At 61.1% G+C, this 17751-nt stretch carries 20 protein-coding genes and 1 pseudogene; 14 read left to right on the top strand and 7 right to left on the bottom strand.

Annotated features, from left to right (window positions below; translation table 11 throughout):
* The first annotated feature begins 371 nt into the window (after nt 1–371).
* Complete coding sequence (gene ilvB / locus BA011_RS07435) at nt 372–2078, top strand: biosynthetic-type acetolactate synthase large subunit (RefSeq protein ID WP_065279960.1); 1707 nt, start codon at nt 372–374, stop codon at nt 2076–2078.
* A gap of 167 nt (nt 2079–2245) precedes the next feature.
* On the opposite strand, the gene BA011_RS07430 is transcribed toward ilvB, so the two are convergent.
* Entirely contained in the window at nt 2246–2596 is a 351-nt protein-coding gene (locus BA011_RS07430) for a type II toxin-antitoxin system RelE/ParE family toxin (protein ID WP_065279959.1), read from the bottom strand.
* Between the two features lie 2 nt (nt 2597–2598).
* Nucleotides 2599–2850 (bottom strand): ribbon-helix-helix domain-containing protein, encoded by a 252-nt coding sequence (locus BA011_RS07425; RefSeq protein WP_027665810.1) that lies wholly within the window; start codon nt 2848–2850, stop codon nt 2599–2601.
* Between the two features lie 266 nt (nt 2851–3116).
* Between BA011_RS07425 and BA011_RS07420 the strand changes: the two genes are divergently transcribed.
* A complete protein-coding gene (locus tag BA011_RS07420) occupies nt 3117–6362 on the top strand; it encodes an adenylate/guanylate cyclase domain-containing protein (RefSeq protein WP_065279958.1) in 3246 nt (1081 codons plus the stop codon).
* 74 nt (nt 6363–6436) lie between these two features.
* Entirely contained in the window at nt 6437–7117 is a 681-nt protein-coding gene (locus BA011_RS07415; protein ID WP_065279957.1) for a peroxiredoxin-like family protein, read from the top strand.
* A 73-nt stretch (nt 7118–7190) separates the two neighbouring features.
* Here BA011_RS07415 and BA011_RS07410 read toward each other — a convergent pair whose 3' ends face one another.
* The 4 genes from BA011_RS07410 to BA011_RS07395 form a co-directional block, all read right to left on the bottom strand.
* Nucleotides 7191–7745 (bottom strand): cytochrome c, encoded by a 555-nt coding sequence (locus tag BA011_RS07410; protein WP_065279956.1) that lies wholly within the window; start codon nt 7743–7745, stop codon nt 7191–7193.
* Nucleotides 7746–7857: 112 nt separating this feature from the next.
* Nucleotides 7858–8190, bottom strand: coding sequence for a four-helix bundle copper-binding protein (locus BA011_RS07405; RefSeq protein ID WP_003539709.1), 333 nt, complete (start codon nt 8188–8190; stop codon nt 7858–7860).
* Between the two features lie 11 nt (nt 8191–8201).
* The gene (locus BA011_RS07400) at nt 8202–8633 is read right to left on the bottom strand and encodes a DUF305 domain-containing protein (protein WP_065279955.1); all 432 of its coding nucleotides are present in this window, start codon (nt 8631–8633) and stop codon (nt 8202–8204) included.
* Between the two features lie 39 nt (nt 8634–8672).
* Entirely contained in the window at nt 8673–9005 is a 333-nt protein-coding gene (locus BA011_RS07395) for a hypothetical protein (RefSeq protein WP_065279954.1), read from the bottom strand.
* 151 nt (nt 9006–9156) lie between these two features.
* Here BA011_RS07395 and BA011_RS07390 point away from each other — a divergent pair, with 151 nt between their 5' ends.
* From BA011_RS07390 to BA011_RS07345, 11 genes and pseudogenes are all read left to right on the top strand, one after another.
* Nucleotides 9157–9660 carry a cytochrome b gene (locus tag BA011_RS07390; protein ID WP_065279953.1) on the top strand — a complete coding sequence of 168 codons (504 nt, stop codon included), beginning with the start codon at nt 9157–9159 and terminating at the stop codon, nt 9658–9660.
* Nucleotides 9661–9812: 152 nt separating this feature from the next.
* The gene (locus tag BA011_RS07385; RefSeq protein WP_181018216.1) at nt 9813–10226 is read left to right on the top strand and encodes a hypothetical protein; all 414 of its coding nucleotides are present in this window, start codon (nt 9813–9815) and stop codon (nt 10224–10226) included.
* Nucleotides 10227–10319: 93 nt separating this feature from the next.
* Entirely contained in the window at nt 10320–10547 is a 228-nt protein-coding gene (locus BA011_RS07380; protein ID WP_065279952.1) for a hypothetical protein, read from the top strand.
* Nucleotides 10544–12010 (top strand): TolC family protein, encoded by a 1467-nt coding sequence (locus BA011_RS07375; protein WP_065279951.1) that lies wholly within the window; start codon nt 10544–10546, stop codon nt 12008–12010. Before BA011_RS07380 ends, BA011_RS07375 begins: the two co-directional genes overlap by 4 nt.
* A 13-nt stretch (nt 12011–12023) precedes the next feature.
* Nucleotides 12024–13370: a multicopper oxidase family protein gene (locus BA011_RS07370; RefSeq protein WP_065279950.1), complete on the top strand. Its 1347-nt coding sequence runs from the start codon at nt 12024–12026 to the stop codon at nt 13368–13370.
* 34 nt (nt 13371–13404) lie between these two features.
* The gene (locus BA011_RS07365; RefSeq protein ID WP_065279949.1) at nt 13405–13884 is read left to right on the top strand and encodes a cupredoxin domain-containing protein; all 480 of its coding nucleotides are present in this window, start codon (nt 13405–13407) and stop codon (nt 13882–13884) included.
* Nucleotides 13885–13905: 21 nt separating this feature from the next.
* On the top strand, nt 13906–14193 hold the full coding sequence (locus BA011_RS07360; RefSeq protein ID WP_065279948.1) for a copper-binding protein: 288 nt from the start codon (nt 13906–13908) through the stop codon (nt 14191–14193).
* Nucleotides 14194–14249: 56 nt separating this feature from the next.
* Nucleotides 14250–14711, top strand: coding sequence for a DUF411 domain-containing protein (locus BA011_RS07355; RefSeq protein WP_065279947.1), 462 nt, complete (start codon nt 14250–14252; stop codon nt 14709–14711).
* Nucleotides 14712–14813: 102 nt separating this feature from the next.
* Nucleotides 14814–14985, top strand: a pseudogene (locus BA011_RS41250) (AhpC/TSA family protein); the annotation flags it as partial.
* A gap of 150 nt (nt 14986–15135) precedes the next feature.
* Complete coding sequence (locus BA011_RS07350; protein ID WP_027665823.1) at nt 15136–15477, top strand: hypothetical protein; 342 nt, start codon at nt 15136–15138, stop codon at nt 15475–15477.
* 173 nt (nt 15478–15650) lie between these two features.
* Entirely contained in the window at nt 15651–16184 is a 534-nt protein-coding gene (locus BA011_RS07345; protein ID WP_065279946.1) for a YidB family protein, read from the top strand.
* An 18-nt stretch (nt 16185–16202) separates the two neighbouring features.
* Here BA011_RS07345 and BA011_RS07340 read toward each other — a convergent pair whose 3' ends face one another.
* A complete protein-coding gene (locus BA011_RS07340) occupies nt 16203–17711 on the bottom strand; it encodes a winged helix-turn-helix domain-containing tetratricopeptide repeat protein (RefSeq protein WP_065282442.1) in 1509 nt (502 codons plus the stop codon).
* Nucleotides 17712–17751 lie beyond the last annotated feature (40 nt).

Below are 17751 nucleotides of genomic sequence, written 5' to 3'. Positions count from 1 at the left end.
CCCTGATCGGGGCGCACTGGAAGACGCGGTCGAAATCGCTTAGTGGCGATCGTACGGGCAGAGTTTGCCTTGTCGATAGGTTGCGAACGGGTTGCCCCCTGCCCTTGCCTCGTCACTGGCTACCCAACCGATCTCAAATATTCTCAACCACAGATACAATCTACGCAGAGGCAACGTTGACGACGTGTAGATTTGGAGCTAGCTCTATCGGCCATGAAAATCGCAATGGTTCTCGTAGTGGTGATATCGCGCATGGGCAGGACGGTCTGATCGTCCGGCAATAGCCACCCATGCGCCGAAAACAGGTCCCTGACGGGGCCTTTTTTTATGCCCCGTCGCACCCATCACCTCACTCACGACGGAACCCAGATATGACCGGCGAGACAGCCAACTCTTCCCTCAACAACCCCTCCGATCGTCGCATGAACGGCGGCGAGATCGTTCTGCAAGCGCTGCGCGACAACGGCGTCGAACACATTTTCGGTTATCCCGGCGCAGCGGTGCTGCCGATCTATGACGAAATCTTCCAACAGGAGGACATCAAACATTTCCTGGTGCGCCATGAGCAAGGCGCCGGACACGCCGCCGAAGGCTATGCCCGCTCGACAGGAAGAGCCGGCGTCATGCTGGTGACATCGGGACCAGGCGTTACAAATGCGGTTACGGCGCTGCAGGATGCTCTTATGAGCTCCGTTCCACTCGTCTGCCTCGCCGGCCAGGTGCCGACAAGTCTGATCGGCACGGATGCTTTTCAGGAATGCGATACGGTCGGCATCACTCGCCCCTGCACAAAGCACAATTTCCTCGTCAAACACGTCGACGACCTGGCCAAGACGATCCATCTGGCTTTCCGGATCGCGACGGCCGGCCGACCCGGCCCTGTTCTCGTCGACATGCCGAAGGACGTGCTCTTCGCCAGCGGGACCTACGTTGCACCTGACCAGGTAGCTCCGCTGCCGAGCTACCAGCCGGCAATGCAAGGCGATCGGAACGCGATCCGAGCGGCGGTCGCATTGATGGCCGAAGCCCGGCGCCCCATCATCTATGCCGGCGGCGGCATCATCAATTCGGGACCGGACGCGTCGAGATTGTTGCGTGAGTTCGTCGACCTCACCGGCTTTCCCGTAACGTCCACCATTATGGGGCTTGGAGCCTATCCCGCCAGCGGGCGGAACTGGCTGCGCGTCGCCGGACAGGACGGATCGCATGAAGCCAACATGGCAATTGGCGACTGCGATCTGATGGTCGCCATCGGCGCGCGGTTTGACGATCTTGCGATCTCTCGCGTCCATGAGTTTTCGCCTCACTCGAAGAAAATCCAGATCGATATCGATGCCTCGTCGATCAACAAACGCGTTCCCGTCGATATCGGCATTCAAGCCGACGCGGCGCATGTGCTGGCGGATATGATCCATGCTTGGCGGTCGCTCTGCACTATGCCCGACCAGAAGCGGTTGCGGGCGTGGTGGACGCAGATCGACCATTGGCGAGCCTACGATTCGTTTTCCTACGAGCGGCTGGACCATGCAATCATGCCGCAACATGCGCTGGAGCGCCTGCATGCGCTGACAAAGCCGCACGACCCCATCATCGCCACGGAGATCGGTCAGCAGATGTGGGTGGCGCAGTTCTTCGGTTTCGACAAACCCAATCGCTGGATTAGCTCAGGGGGATTGGGGACTATGGGTTTCGGCCTTCCTGCCGCGCTGGGGGCGCAGCTCGCAAATCCCGGCCGCCTTGTCATCGACATTGCCGGCGACGCGTCTGTGCAAACGACGATGAAGGAGCTGTCGACGGCGATACAGCATCAAGCGCCGATCAAGATCTTCGTCTTGAGCGATGAGCATCCGGGCATGGCGCGAGAATTGGATCAAGTGCCGGAGGGCAGTGGTCGATTTCGCTCTTATTCGGCTTCGCTCCCCGATTTCGCCAAGCTTGCAGAAGCCTACGGCGCCATCGGCCTTCGTTGCGAGAGCCCGGCCGACCTCGACGCCAGGATCGAGGAGATGATCGACGTGGACTGGCCGGTGCTCCTCCACTGCCGGGTTGCAAGGCTGACCGATACCCATCGGCAGTAACGGCTGATGATCGAACACCCCAAAAGCAAGCCGTGCGATCGTGCAGCCCGCAGTCATCGTCTATCCTAGCCGAAGACCTCATGATCGAGACTGGCGTCTCGATCATGTATTTATGCCGTTCTATGAGATCGATTTTCTTCAGCCCGCTTCTGATCAAAGATGCTGTGTCACGACTCTTTGTTTGAAAGAGCGGCCAAGTCCTCTTTAAGCCGCACCGGTAAATCCATCCGTTCGTGAAGAATGCTGATGACGCCAAGATCACCGTTCTCAAGCTCACGAAAGAATAGGTAGTGATGCTCATAGCGGCTGAAATAGGCCCGACGCCTGATGTCAGCGGGAACTGCCAACCGTTGCGGAAGCTGTCGCCAGATCAGGCGATCCTCGCATAAACGCTGCAAATAAACATGTAGCCCGAGAATGTACGCATCTGCCTGTTTTTCTCCCCACGCTTCGAAAGTGTCACGCCAAATCTTGTCCTGCGCGGCGTCAGCGCGTGGATAAAACCGATAGGCTACCATGCTCAGCGGCGCTTGTTGCGGCGGATAACGTCTTCAGCGGAAACAACGACAAACTCGCTGTCGTCGGCACGCATTGCGGGTGCAAGCTCCTTTTGCAGGCCATCCCATGCCTCGTCGCGCGTTTGCAAATCGCGTCGGATTAGGGCGCGAATGTACTCGCTCGCATTCTCATAGAGGCCGTCGTCACCGATCTGCTGCTGAATGTGATCTTGCAGCACGCCGCTGACCTTCACATGAATGCTGCCCGATGCCATGGGCCTACCCTTTCGTTCTTCCTCTATCGTGGTGCAGCGTAGCATATATTGTCAATATTCATCACAAAGAATTCAATCGTGACATCTCGAACCTCGCTCGGCAACTCGGGTGGCTTAAAGATGTTCCGAACAGGATCATCATCGTGGTTCGCCGTTTGTTTAGTGCTTGCGGGCCTGGGGCAGCAGGTTCATGCTTGTTTCCTATTCTGAGGCCTGCTGGTTGCGGCTGAAATAGCCGTACATCGGGGTTTCGTGAGATGCGTCCGATGGAGTGCAGCGGCTGCGGGTTCGATATTCAGAGCGGTTTTGCTTTCTGTCCGCGATGCGGCGCAAGGCAACCGATCTCGTGCGCTGCCTGCGGCTATCCCTGTCAGCCCGATTTTGCCTTCTGCCCCCAATGTGGTGCGTCGATACCCAGTACAGCGCAACCCGCATCGAAGCCGAAGATCGAGACTGTACCGTCCAAGCCGGAGGGCGATGCCGACCGGCGGCCGGTGACCGTGCTCTTTGCCGATCTCTGCGGCTTCACGACTCTGAGCGAGCAGATCGACCCTGAAGTCATGCGTGTGCTGCAGAACGAATTGTTCGAAGAGATGACCCAGGCAGTCGAAGCCTATGGCGGCTTCGTCGACAAGTTCGTCGGCGATGCGCTGCTCGCGCTATTCGGTGCGCCGGTCGCTCATGAGGACGATCCCGTCCGGGCGCTTGGTGCCGCACTCGATATGATCGGTCGGGCGACGCAGGTCGGCGAGCGCTGGCACTCCCGCGCCGGCGTGCCGCTGCGTCTGCATATCGGCATCAATAGCGGCCCTGTCGTCACTGGCGGCTTCGGCGCGGTCAGCGCAAAATCCTATTCAGTGACCGGCGACACGGTGAACACCGCCCAGCGCCTGCAATCCATGGCCGGTGAAAACGATATCCTTGTCGGGCCGCTGACCTATCGCCTCACCCGCCATGCCTTTGCCTTCGACAGTCTCGGCGCGCAGGCGTTGCGCGGCAAAAGCGGAAACGTTCTGGTCCATCGCCTGACAGGTCTGTTGGAGGCTCCGCATACGGCGCGCGGGCTCGAGAGTTTCGGCCTTCAGGCGCCCATGATCGGACGGGATACGGAGCTGTCGCGGTTGCTGACATGCCTCGATCTTGCCTGCGGCGGTGCGGCTCAGCTTGTCCGCCTGATCGGCGAAGCGGGCATCGGCAAGTCGCGGCTGGTCAACGAATTCGTCGCGATAGCCAGCAATGCCGCCCGTTTCCAGGGCCTGGCCATCCGCAAAGCGACCTGCTCTCCCCTCGGCGAACAATCCTATGGCACGCTCGGCGCGGTCGTGCGCAGCGCCTACGGCATTGGCGAGCGGGACGATCTCGACAGGGCGCGGCAATTGCTGGCAACGGGCTTCCGTGCGCTCGATCTGACGCAGGAAGAGGTCGAAGGACTTTTGCCGCTCTTTCTGCATGTCCTCGGCCTCGGCGATCCCGATGGCGCGTTGCGGTACATCGAGCCGGAGCAGCTGCGGCGGCAGATCTTCTATGCCGTCCGCACCGTCTTCGAGCGGCGGCTGGCGCAAGGTCCCCTGCTGCTTGTCATCGAGGATCTGCACTGGGCGGACGCCGCCTCGCTGGAAGTGCTTCGCTTCATGATGGACCGGCTGGAGCGCAGCCGGTTGATGCTGCTGGCGATCTACCGGCCGACATCGCAGACCGACCCACTGGACTCCAATCGTGTCAGCGTCACCGTGCAGCGTCTTGCCCCCCTCTTTGCGGCCGACGGGCAGAAGCTGCTTGCTGCGTTTTTTGGCGTGGATCACGCCAAGTTGCCGGTGACGATGCGCAAGCGCATCCTCGACCGCGCCGGCGGCAATCCGCTTTTCATCGAAGAAATCCTTCGGGTGCTGATCGATATGGGCACGTTGCACAATGACGGCCAGCACTGGCATGTCGCAGCGGAAGACACGGATGTTGATATACCGGTGAACCTGCAAGCCCTGTTGCTTGCCCGCGTCGATCGTCTGCCACAGGAGATCAGACGGCTGGCGCAAGAGGCTGCGGTGGTCGGCCCGAAATTCGATACCGCCCTGCTCCGCACCATCGCCACCGACCCAGCCGCCATCGATGCCGCATTGGATCATCTCTGCGATGCCAATATCATCGAGGAATTGCGTGGGCCGGATGCCGGCGGGTCGCCGGGCTATCGCTTCAGCCAGACGCTGATGCATGACGTCATCTATCACAATCTCCTGCTTCAACGGCGCATGGAGCTTCATCAACGGATCGGTCAGGTTCTGGAACGTCAATATGGTGCAGCGCCCGACCGGCCTGAGCATCTGGCGCAGCTCGGCCATCACTTCAGCCTGACCACCGAAAAGGCCAAGGGCGCCACCTATCTGATGGCGGCGGGCGATCTGGCGCGAAAGGCCTATGCCAATGACGATGCAATGCGCCTCTACCGTCAGGCCCTTGCGGCCTTCGCAAACGAGGCGGAGGTGACACCGGAGCAACAGGCGCTTCTGGAGCGTCTTGCCGATCTCTGCGGTCCAGCGGGCCTGCGCGACGCCGCCTTGAACCATTATCAGCGAGCGCTGGCGATCCACAGCACCAAAGACGACCCTATTGCTGCGGCGAGGATATTGCGCAAGATCGGCCGTTTGCATCTTGATGCAGGACGCCGCGATCAAGCGGAGACATATTTGGCCGAAGCCGAAGCGATGATCGCAACGATCGATGCGCCGGTCGAACGTGCACATGTCCTGCAGGAGCGCGGCCATCTGGCCTTCCGCATGGGGGATCAGGCCGCTGCCGCAGAGTGGGCGACGCAGGCGCTGCAATGCCTGCAAACACTGCCGATCGACGGGACGACCGAGGCCGGACGGGAGACGGCGCGGGCGATGGCGGAGGCGCTGAATACCAAGGGTGCGGCCTTTGCGCGGCTCGGGCGTCGCCGCGAGGCCGTACAGGAAGTGGAGCGCAGCCTCTCGGTTGCCGAGAAGGCCGATCTGCAAAGTGCTGCCTGTCGTGCCTATTCCAATCTCGGCGTTCTCTACACGATTGTCGATCCTGCCAACGCCATCAGAATCTGCCGGCGCGGTCTGGAGGTTGCGACCCGTATAGGCGATCTCGGCTTCCAGGCGCGCCTTCTCGCCAACCTCGCAGTCGCATGCTGTACCTTCACCGATCGCTGCGCCGCCGAGGGTGTACCAGCGGCGGAGAAGGCCGTCGAAATCGACCGGGCGCTCGATCAGCGCGACCATCTTTCCGTGCCGCTGATCGTGCTGGGCCAGATTCATCAGTGCCACGGGCAACCGAAGCTAGCTCGTAAGTATTACGAAGAAGCCCTTGAGGTTGCGAAGGAAATTGATGAACCGCAACTGCTGTTTCCGTGCTATGATGGCTTGGCGACACTCAGCCTTGAGCATGACGACATGGACGAGGCGGAACGGTATTTCACGCTGGCACAGGATGTCTGCATCCGCCACAACCTCGATCCAGGCACGCTCGTCGTCCTGCCGTTTCTCGACTGACCTGTCCTCGTTGCAGTGATCGCCGGAGATCGATTAGGCAAATCGATTCAAGAAGATAAAGGGAGGAACGAAACATGCAGGAGAACCACGCCGCAAGACCATTGCAGCCCGGAGATCGCGCGCCGAACGTGGTGCTGGATGCGATCACTCGCCAGGGCAAGGTCGCCATCGACGATTTTCGCGGCCAGAAGCCGGTGCTCGTCGGGTTGTTCCGCGGATTGCATTGCCCCTTCTGTCGCCGGCAGATCGCCGCCATGGCCGAACTCACCGGCGCATTGCAGGAGAAGGGCATCGACAGCCTGACCGTCGTCAACACGCCGATCGACCGCGCCCGCCTCTATTTCCGCTACCATCCGCTTCCCAATCTGCTGGCGGCCTCGGACCCGGAACGGGTTTCGCACAGGGCCTTCGGCTTGCCGAATCTGCAGTTCACCGAAGATGAGAATGAGTGGCCGCGCAAAGTCAGCATGAACACGGTGATGTCGATGCGCATCGACATGCCGGGCGAGCTTCCAGCGCCTATGGACCCGATGGCGGCGTCGGAATTCCTCGACAGGGCGGACGGCTATGAAATCACCGAGGATGACAAGCAGATGATCGCCACCGGCCACGGCCAGCTCGTCGGCGAATTCCTGCTCGATCGGGATGGCGTCGTGCGCTGGTGTTTCACGGAAGTCGAAGGGGATGGCCGCCATATGTTCGGCGGTCCGGCCCCTCGGGAAGTGATGTCGGCAGCGTCGAACATGGCTGTTTGAAGCGAATTAGGTCGTGCTTGAAAAGTCGGACGCTTGAACAAGGCGAGCAATTCCCGGTCCCGCATGATCGCCCTTATTCCATCCTGAACTTGGCGTGGCAGGTCGTACAGGTCTGGAGCATGAGGTGGAACGCGTGTTCCGCCGGCATTGCCAGCAGTTCCTGCTCGTCGCGAACATGGGTGCCGAGCGGGCCGCCGCCCATGGTCTCTCCGGGCTTCATGCGCATGCTGGCGGTCATCGACCCGGGGTTGTTCTGCGCGGCGGCGTCCAGCGCGACGGCGTAGTCGCGCAGATCGTTGGCGATGCGGTCGAACCGGTCGCGCTCCTTAAGGATGTTCGGCCCGGCCTTCGATTGACGGCTGTCGGCCTCGGACGCGAAATGTGCGGACAGAACGCTCCCGGACCTGTCACGGATGGTGTCGGCCGCCCATTTGAACTCGCTGGCGTTGTAGGCCGCCGGATCCTTGAACATGCTGGAGATCGTCTTCGCCGCGGCGGCCATGGCCTTCATCTCCGCCTGTCGACGGGAGACGAGGTCCTCCGCGGCTGGCGACGGAACCCCCGCCATCAGGACTGCTCCCACGATGGAGAGCAGTCCAACCTTCTTCACGTAAGCGGTCTGTTTCATAAACGCTGCATTCCAAACCGGGCCATGCCACTTGCTTCGGATATCCGTCGCTTCACCGGATATCCGTTCTCATCTGGGCAGGAAGAGGGCGAACGGACACCGCCCTCCCCGATCACGCCGCCATCTTGCGGCAGCTATCGGCGCAACGGCGGCAGGCGTCGACGCAGCTTTGCATGTCGCCCACCCGCTCGCAGTCTTCGGCGCACTGGCCGCAGATTTCCGCGCATTCCCGGCAGACGTGCTTGTGGTGCTCCGAGCCGATCAGCATGAAGTGCGCTGAGGTCCGGCAAATCTCCGCGCATGCCATCATCAGCTTGAAGTGCGGAGGCTTGGTGTGCTCCCCGCCCAGTTCCAGGCAATGTCCCATGGCCATCGACAGGCATTCGCTGTAGCAGGCGAGGCAATTGTCGATGCAGGCTTTCATTTCAGTCGACATGTGGTGCATGGCGCAATCTCCTATTTGACTTCCTTGTCCACCCACTTGGACATCTCTTCGATCTCCTTTTTCTGAGCTTCGATGACCTTCTGTGCCATCTGCTTGGCCTCTTCATTGTCGCCGTGCTTGAGTTCGACCTCCGACATGCTGATCGCGCCCATATGGTGGGCAATCATGCCGCAGACGAAGGAGACGTCGGCGTCCTTCTTCATCATCCCCTGCATCATGTTCATGTGCATGCCCTTCATGCCGTCCATCGACGCCTTCTGGTAGTCCGTCATGTCGCCCATCGGCATGCCGTCCGAAGGCATGTCCGCCTTCGACATGTCCATGTCTTCGGACTTGCATTTTTCCGGATAGGCCATCGTCGACTGGGCGGAAACCGCCGACGGCAGGATTGCAAAGCCGGCAGCGACTGCCGTGCACAAGGCAAGCTTGGTGAACGTCTTCATGTTCGATCTCCAAAATCTGGTTGATTGTTTTGGTCCGTTTCAGCCCGCCTGAAATCGGGGCGGCGGATCGATCGAACGGATCAGCAGGAGCGGCCTGTCGACGGGCTCCGTCCGTTCATGCCTCCCCGGTTCGAAGCGCGGAGCCGCGACCTTGGCAACTTCCGCAAGGATCGGACAGCAGTGCATCGCCGAACAGCACCCGGCGGCCTGCATGGCGTAGGCATGCCCCGCATGGTGATCACGCTCCCCCACCACTGCACAGTGCTGGCTTTGAAGGGTGCTCGGCGCCGCGGCCATGCCGAAAGGATTCGCCGCCACCAGGAGAGCGACGACCAAAAGCCGAGCGTAGCGGAAGATGCTTCCAAGTCTCATTCGGCTGGGTTCCCTTCCGGCGCCGAACTGTGCGGCAGCCGCAATGTTCCACAGTACCAGTGATCTGTGGCGGCCTTGCGTTTTGGCAACGGCCGATGAGGAAGCATTAACCGTCGCCGGCTAGTCTGCGCCTCTCGCTCGGAACAATTCGATGAAACCTGGCTATTCGCTGGCCCAGATAGGACTTCACTGGCTGATCGCCCTCCTGGTGCCGGTCCAGTATCTGACGGGCGGCAGCATCGAGAGAACCCACCACGCCGTCCACATGAGCATGACTCCGGCGTATTGGGACGTCGTCCAGCACCATCTCCACAACTACGCGGGAATGGCGATCGGCCTGCTGATGGGCCTGCGGCTGGTTCTTCGTCTTCTTCAGCCCTCCGAAACCAGCGCACCCAGCTCATGGAGTGAGCGAGCAGCCGCGGCGCTTCACCACGCCTTCTACGCCGCGATTATTGGGCAGGCCTGCATGGGCGTCGTCGCTAGCTACTTCTGGTTCGGGATTGCGCCGTACCACGTCGTCGGATCGAGGATAATCCTGGCGATGGTGACGCTGCATCTCGCGGCGGCGATTTGGCACACGGTCGTCGCCCGTGACGAGATGGTCGACCGGATGGTGTTCCCGCGCCGGAAGCGGTCAGCCGAGGATCTGTAACGTCGCGAACATCAGCACGACGTAGCGGCCGGTCTTGGCTGAGAATCCAGGATCTGAACGGTAAGCGGTTCCGTGCCACATAAAGGACGCGAACATCGACGACAGATGAGTCGCAATTGAAATCGAGCTGCTTTTCATGTAGTTCGAGGAGCATGGGCAAGATGTACCGAATCGCAATGAGCAGGTTGCTCGTGATGATGCGGCTGGTGATCATCGTATCACTGGCGGGGTACTCGCTGTCGAACGCCAGCGCCGCCATGCATGGCTCCTCCTTCCCCGAGGCGGCAGCGATACTGTCCGAGGCGGATGCAATGCAGCATCATGATGGCCATGACATGACGAAGATGGCTGTCCATGACCATTCCCGGGGCGACGTCAGTGATGACGCAGATGGCGTATCGAAGCCTGTCAAGCCAGAATGCTGCAAGGATTTCTGTGGCGGGCTCGGCATCATGTGTGAAGGCCAGGATGTCGGCCGACCCGTCTTAACCTCGATCCGGCAGTTCATCGACGACCGGACGACCCTTGGCGAGCTGCCGCCCCTCCACCGTCCCCCGAATATCTGAATAGAGACCTACCCGTTTGATCGGGTCTAGTCGGACGCTTGCCTGCTTCCGGGCGAGCGCCTTGTAGGCTATCTCCTATTCGGAAATTTCATAATGAAACCCTCGCTTTTCGTGGTGGGGCTGCCGCTTATCGTCGGCGGCTGCGCATCCACACTTCCTCCCGACGTGGTGGCGTTGCCCACCGCGGTCGACCAGCCGTCCGCACCTCCGGCGGCATACAGGTCGCCGATCGCAGGCTACGTCGCCCGGCAGCCGGTCGATCCCAAGCCCTGGCGCAGACAGAACGATCTGCAGTCTCCCATGAATGGAGACGACTCATGATCTGCACCAGAAAACTGATCTTGGCGCTGGCATTTCCACTCGCCTTGAGCGGCTGCGTTACAGGCGCCGAGTATTCCCGCAAAGAGGCGGGCTTCACCTCCGTTGCCAACAAGACCGCCACCGTCACGGCGAAAGAGACCGTCTGGATCCAGAACCAGAACCAGGCCCGATCGGCGGCCGCGCAGGTCAAAAGCCTGCTTGCTCGAACGAAGCCTCTTGACGTCGAGACAGCGGTCCAGATCGCGCTGCTCAACAACAAGGGACTGCAGGCCGCCTATGCCGATCTCGGCGACAGCGCCGCCGACGCCTGGCAGTCGACGATGTTCCTCAACCCGATCGTCTCCATCGGCACTACCGGCATGGGCGCGCCGGGCCTGGAGGCGTTCAAGACGATCGAAGGAATGATTGCGACGAACATCCTGGCGCTCGCCACGAAGAACAGGGACATGGCGATCGCCGACACCCGCTTCCGGCAGGCGCAATTGACCGCGGCGGTGAAGACACTTCAGGTCGCCGCCGACACCCGGCGCGCCTGGATCGGCGCGGTGGCGTCATGGGAGACCGTCGGGCAGCTCCAGCGTGCCCAGGCGACCGCCGACGCAGCCTCGGAACTCGCGGAGAAGCTTGGCGAGACCGGCGCTATGGCCAAGGGCGCTCAAGCCCGTGAGCATGTCTTCGTCGCCGAACTCGCCGGAGAAACGGCGAAGGCCCGCCTGTCCGCCCGTCTTGCCAAGGAGGAGCTGACGCGACTGATGGGCCTCTGGGGCTCCGATCTGGATTACCAGGTCCCGAACAGCCTGCCGCCGCTCCCCAAGTCCGTCATCAGACGCGATACCATCGAGGCCGAAACTCTCAGGAACCGCATCGATCTACAGATCGCCAAGCTCGACCTTGAGGCCACGGCGAAGTCCTACGGCCTCACCGAGGCGACGCGCTATGTGACCGACCTCGAAATCCTGACCGGTTTCGAAACGGAACGCGAAATCGAGGACGACGAGACGAAAACGCGAACCACTGCGCAGGTCGAGCTTGAGTTCGCCATCCCGATCTTCGACACCGGCAAGGCCCGGATGCGCAAGTCCGAGCTGGCCTACATGCGGGCGGCGAACCTCTTGGCGGAGAAAGCCGTCAACGTCCGTTCGGAAGCACGCTCCGCCTACGAGGCTTACCGCTCGAACTACGACATCGCCCGGCATTACCGGAATAGCGTCGTGCCGCTGCGCACCAAGGTCGAGGAGGAATCCCTGCTGACCTACAACGGCATGATATCGAACACCTTCGAGCTGCTGACAGACACCCGCGACAAGATCAACTCCATCCTGCTCTCCGTCAACGCGAAGCGAGATTTCTGGCTGGCCGAAGCCGATCTGGCGCCTGCGATCTACGGCGGCGGCGCGACGAAGGCGTCGGCAGAGACCGAGGTCGCCGCTGCTTCCGAAAGCAGTGCTGGCGGCGGTCATTGAGAAAGGACACACCATGTTCAACAGACGACAACTTTTTGGAGCCAGCGCCGCTCTGCTCACCACAGCCGCTTGGACGAAGACGTCGGCGATGGGCCTGCCCGACGCACCGACCATGGAATCGGCGGACATGCAGCCACCACTCCACCCTGCCTCGGGTCCGGACTATCAGCCCGTGGTCACCCTCAACGGCTGGACCCTGCCGCACAGGATGAACAATGGCGTTAAGGAGTTCCACCTGGTCGCCGAACCGGTCGAACGCGAGATGGCGGACGGCATGACCGCCTATCTGTGGGGCTACAACGGACAATCACCGGGACCGACGATCGAGGCTGTCGAGGGCGATCGCGTCCGCATCTTCGTCACCAACAAGCTGCCGGAGCACACGACGATCCACTGGCACGGCATGATCTTGCCATCCGGCATGGACGGCGTCGGCGGCCTGACGCAGCCGCATATCCCCGTCGGCAAGACCTTCGTCTACGAATTCGATCTCGTGAAATCCGGCACCTTCATGTACCACCCGCATTCCGACGAGATGGTGCAGATGGCCATGGGCATGATGGGCATGTTCATCATCCATCCCAAAGACCCGAAGTTCATGCCGGTCGACCGGGACTTCGTCTTCCTGCTCAACGCCTACGACATCGATCCTGGCTCGTATGTGCCCCGGATCATGGAGATGACCGATTTCAACATGTGGTGCTGGAACAGCCGCGTGTTTCCGGACATCAGCCCCCTCGTCGTCTCCAGGAATGACAGGGTGCGGGTTCGCGTTGGGAACCTGACCATGACGAACCATCCGATTCACATGCATGGCTACGATTTCGAGGTGACCTGCACCGACGGTGGCTGGGTGCGGCCGGAAGCGCGATGGCCGGAGGTGAGCATCGACATCCCCGTCGGCGCGATGCGTGCCTACGAGTTCGACGCCAAGTATCTCGGCGACTGGGCAATCCACTGCCACAAGTCGCACCACACGATGAACGCGATGGGTCACGACATCCCGACCTTCATCGGAGCCGACAAGTCGAAGGTCGCCGAAAAGATCAAGAAGCTGCAGCCGGAATACATGCCCATGGGCACCAAGGGCATGGCCGACATGGGCGAAATGGAAATGCCCATTCCCGAGAACACCATTCCGATGATGACCGGCTGGGGGCCGCACGGCCCCATCGAAATGGGCGGCATGTTCTCAGTCGTGAAGGTCCGCGAGGGCATCTCGGCAGACGATTACTCCGATCCGGGTTGGTACGAAAACCCACCCGGGACCCAGGCTTGGGAATGGACTGGCGAATTGCCGGACGCGACCAAGGCCAAAGACGCGAAAACGCAAATCACGCCGAAACCGAAAAACGGCTGAGGCTCAACCTCCACATCCAAAAAAGGATTTACGCATGAAGAATTATGTATTGGCACTGGCGCTGGTCGCCCTCGCATCGCCTGCCCTGGCTACCGGCAATCACGCTGGCGGTCACGGTGAAAAAATGGCCATTGGCGAACCTGGCGATAAAGCCAAGGCAACGCAGACGATCCGCGTCACGATGAAGGAAACCGACGACGGGAAGATGCTGTTCACGCCCGCTGTCTTCAACGTCCGTAAGGGGCAGACGGTCAACATCGCGATCAAGAATGCCGGAACGATCGACCACGAATTCGTGCTCGATCAGGAAGACAAGATTCTGGAGCACAAGAAGGTCATGGAGAAGTTTCCGGAGATGGAACACGACGATCCGAATTCGATCCGACTTCCGGCCGGTCAATCCGGCGAGATCGTCTGGAAGTTCACCACCGATGGCGAGTTCAAGTTCGCCTGCCTGATCCCCGGTCACTATGAAGCAGGCATGCACGGCGACGTCACCGTCGCTGGGAAGTAATCCGCAAAAGGAGTTGTGAACATGAAAAATGCCATGATCAAAATCAGCGTGGCCGCCCTGCTCTCTGCCGGCGTGGCCTTCGGTGCGTTCGCCCAGGAATTCACCAAGGGTGTCGTCAACAAGGTCGACGCCAAAGCGAACAAGGTGACCATCAAGCATGAGGACCTGAAGAGCCTCGACATGCCTGCGATGACGATGGTTTTCCGGGTCGAAGACCCAGCTCTGCTCGAAAGGATGAAGGAAGGTTCGAAGATCGAATTCGTCGCCGAACGTGTGAATGGCAAGCTGACCGTCACCGAAGTAAAATAGTGGGCTCCTGCCGCCCGGTCTCGATCCGGGCGGCAGGACATCAAGGAGTGGAGACGATGTACAGGAGAAGCTTCATTACGATGGCGGCATCCGCCCTGGCGTTTCTTGGCGGCGGGACACGCGCCGCCGCGCCGGCAAAGATGACGGTCTACAAGGATCCAAACTGTGGCTGCTGTCATGAATGGTCGCAGGCGATGGCGGCAGCAGGATTTTCCCTCGACGCTCGCGACACCGACGACCTTTCAGCGGTCAAGGCGCGGTTGGGCGTGCCGGCCGACCTGCAGGGATGCCACACCGCCGTCGTCGAGGAATACTACCTCGAGGGACATGTGCCGCTCGAGGCCGTCCAGCGCCTTTTGCGGGAGCGGCCGCCGGTCCGAGGGCTGGCCGTGCCGGGCATGCCGTCCGGCTCGTTGGGAATGGGCGACGACCCGCAGGCGTCGTATGACGTGTATGCGATCCCGTCAGGGACCGAAGCGCCATACGTGTTCAAGGAGGTCCGTCCCCGGAAGGGCTGACGTTGCGATCGATCAGGCCAGAACCGGGCGGCGATCAAGAACCCGGAGCGGAACTAGACTGAGACTGATCGACCGGTTGCCGCCGAACGACGCTGCGTGATTGCCATCGGCGAAGGCCAGCCCGCAGGCGAATTCCTGCTCGATCGGATGGTGTCGTGCGCTGGTGTTTCACCGAAGTCGAGGCGGATGGCTGCCATATATATTCGGCAGTCCCTCCCCACGGGAGGTGATGTCGGCAGCGTCGAACATGGCTGTTGAAGCGAATGATCCTTAAAGCGCGTCGCATCGAATTGGATACATGTGACGCGCTTTCCATGAGACGAATTACAAGTTGGGTGCCCGCACCGACTCCTCTTATCTCAAGGAACAAATCTCGCATGGCGATGTTGTCATTTATATAAACATAGAACCATGGGAGGAACTCATGCGGAAAACTCTTCAGTTCGTACTGGTCGGCTTGGCCGCGATAAGCGGGTTGACGATCTCGCCGACGATCGCGGCCGCGCAGGACTTAGAGTTGCGGATCGGCCCCGGTGGCGTCGGCGTTTACGACCGTGATCGCGACCGTGACCGATATGACGGATATGGCCGGCGCGGACCGCGAGGCTGCGACCCGGATGATGCTCTCGACATCGCACGCAGCGAAGGACTTCGCAGAGCACAGATCGTACGCATGTCTCCCCGCAGTATAGTCGTGCAAGGGATGACGCGCCGTGGACCGGAAAGAATAACCTTCGCAAACCGGCGCGGCTGCCCGGAAATCTGACCGCGGCGTGAGCAAATAAGACGAGACGGCCGGGCCTTCGAGGTCGTCGAAGGATTCCAGCCCTACGCCTTGTTTTCAAAGCGGCGGAACCTTTGGCCCCTCTGGACATTGCTGCCCATGCAGCGCTCTGCTTTGGGTCGCGTGCACCTTTGAGCACCATAGGAGGATTCATCATGATGAGCGGTCAATTGAAGGCGCTTCTCGCCGTCCTTGCCGTTGCCGGCTACCAAAACAGAGACAAGATCGGAGAGCTCCTACGGGGCATTCAGAACCCTCAGCAGGCCGGCGCGGGAAACCAGCAGCCCGGCGGGCTTGGCGGCCTTCTTGGCGGACTGACCGGCTCGGGTGGTCTCGGCGGACTTCTCGGCGGGCTGACGTCCGGAAGCGTCGTCAGCGGCGGTCTGGGCGATCTGCTGAAGACGTTTCAGCAGAATGGTCACGGTGACAAGGCGGAGTCGTGGGTAAAACCCGGTCCGAATGCGGACATTGATGACGGCCAGCTCGCGGAAGCACTGGGACCGGACGTTCTCAACGAGATCGCGGCCAGTACCGGCCTTTCGCATGAAGAGATTCTGGGACGCCTAAAGCGCGATCTTCCCAAAGCGGTGGACGACCTGACACCCGAGGGAAGAGTACCCACCGCCGAAGAGAGCTTTTTGTCTTCTGCAAGTCAATCGACCACCAGCGGACGACCCGGCACCCTCTAATTTCGTCGCACCAGCGCATCACTCGGGGAGACCGGACTTGCGGTAGCCGTCGATGAAATGTGCAAGCGTCCGAGCGTCACGGAACGGTTCGGCCGCCGCCCAGTGGCGGGTCGAAAAATGCGGGTTGGCGACGAGGAACAATTCGACCTCGGCACGCGCCTCTTCAAGCCGGCCGAGTTGGGCAAGGCTTGCCGCCAGGAAGCGGCGTGAGCTTGTGCGATAGGTCTCGTCCCGGCGCAGCGTCTCGATGGCGGCTTCGTATTGGCCGGCGGCATATTGCGCCTGGCCGAGCGTCAGGTAGTACCAGCCTGCCGGGAACGGGTTCAGCCGGAAGGCCTTGGCGATATGCTCAAGCCCCTCCCCGACCCGCCCAGCGAGAACCGCGATGTCGGATAGGGCCGCAAAGGTGTCGGCCTCATTCGGGTCGAGTTCGATCGCCTTGGCGAATTCCGCATCCGCCTCGGCGAAACTGCGCTCGTAGGCAAGCAGGTAGGCGAGGATCCAGCGGCAGCCGGCATCGTTGGGATCGATCGCCACCGCCTTGCGCGCCAGTTGCAGAGCAGTCTTACGCGTAGGCTCCGTCGGTCCGCCGGAATGCACCTCTCCCATCCAGTGATTTATGGCAAGCCAGCGATAGGGCTCGGCATAGTCGGGGTCGAGCGAAATCGCCCGCGTCAACATCAGATGTGCTTCCCGCGCCGTCTGCGGCGAGTCGTCCATCAGCTTGCGCGCCCGCACGCAGAGATCGTAGGCTTCGAGATTTTTGGGCCGGTTGCGCGGCGGCGGTGCGCGCAGCCGGCCAAGCAGCGCTTCCACTATCTTGGCCGTCACCTCGTCCTGGACGGCAAAGATATGGTCCAGGTTGCGGTCGAAACGTTCCGCCCATAGATGATTGCCACTGACGGCGTCGACCAGCTGGGCGTTGATGCGCACCTGCCCTGCTGCCCGGCGTGCGCTCCCTTGCAGCAGGTAGCGCACGCCGAGCTCCTCGGCGATTGTGCGCACATCCATCGGCCTTCCCTTGTAGGCGAAGGCCGAGCTGCGGGCGATGACGAACAGGCCCGGCATCCTGGACAGGTCGGTGATCAGGTCTTCGGTCAGGCCATCGGCGAAGGATTCCTGCTCTGGATCATTGCTGATATTGACGAAGGGCAGCACTGCTATCGATGGTTTATCGGGCAGCGGCAGAGGCTTTCGCTTGACGCCGGCGCGCTGATCGATGGCGCCGGTGAAGCGGTAGCCGACGCGCGGCACCGTGGAGATCCATTCACCGCCGTCGGCCGCCGGACCGAGCAGCTTGCGCAGTTGCGCGATCTGGACGGTGAGGTTGCCTTCCTCGACGGCCAAGCCCGGCCAGGCCGCATCCATCAACTCGCCCTTCCCCAGGATTTCTCCGGGCCGCTCGACGAGGGCAGCAAGCAGCTTTACCCCGCGATGACCAACGGCAACGGGATCATTGTTCCGAAGAAGCGTCCCCGCCGCCGGATCGAGCACGAACGGACCAAAGGCAAAGCGTGATCCCTGCATGGAGCGCATCCTAGAGACTTTCAGCCTCCGTTGGAACTGT

The organism is Rhizobium leguminosarum (assembly GCF_001679785.1).
Lineage (GTDB): Bacteria > Pseudomonadota > Alphaproteobacteria > Rhizobiales > Rhizobiaceae > Rhizobium > Rhizobium leguminosarum_R.
This window is presented reverse-complemented; position numbering and strand designations above follow the sequence as displayed.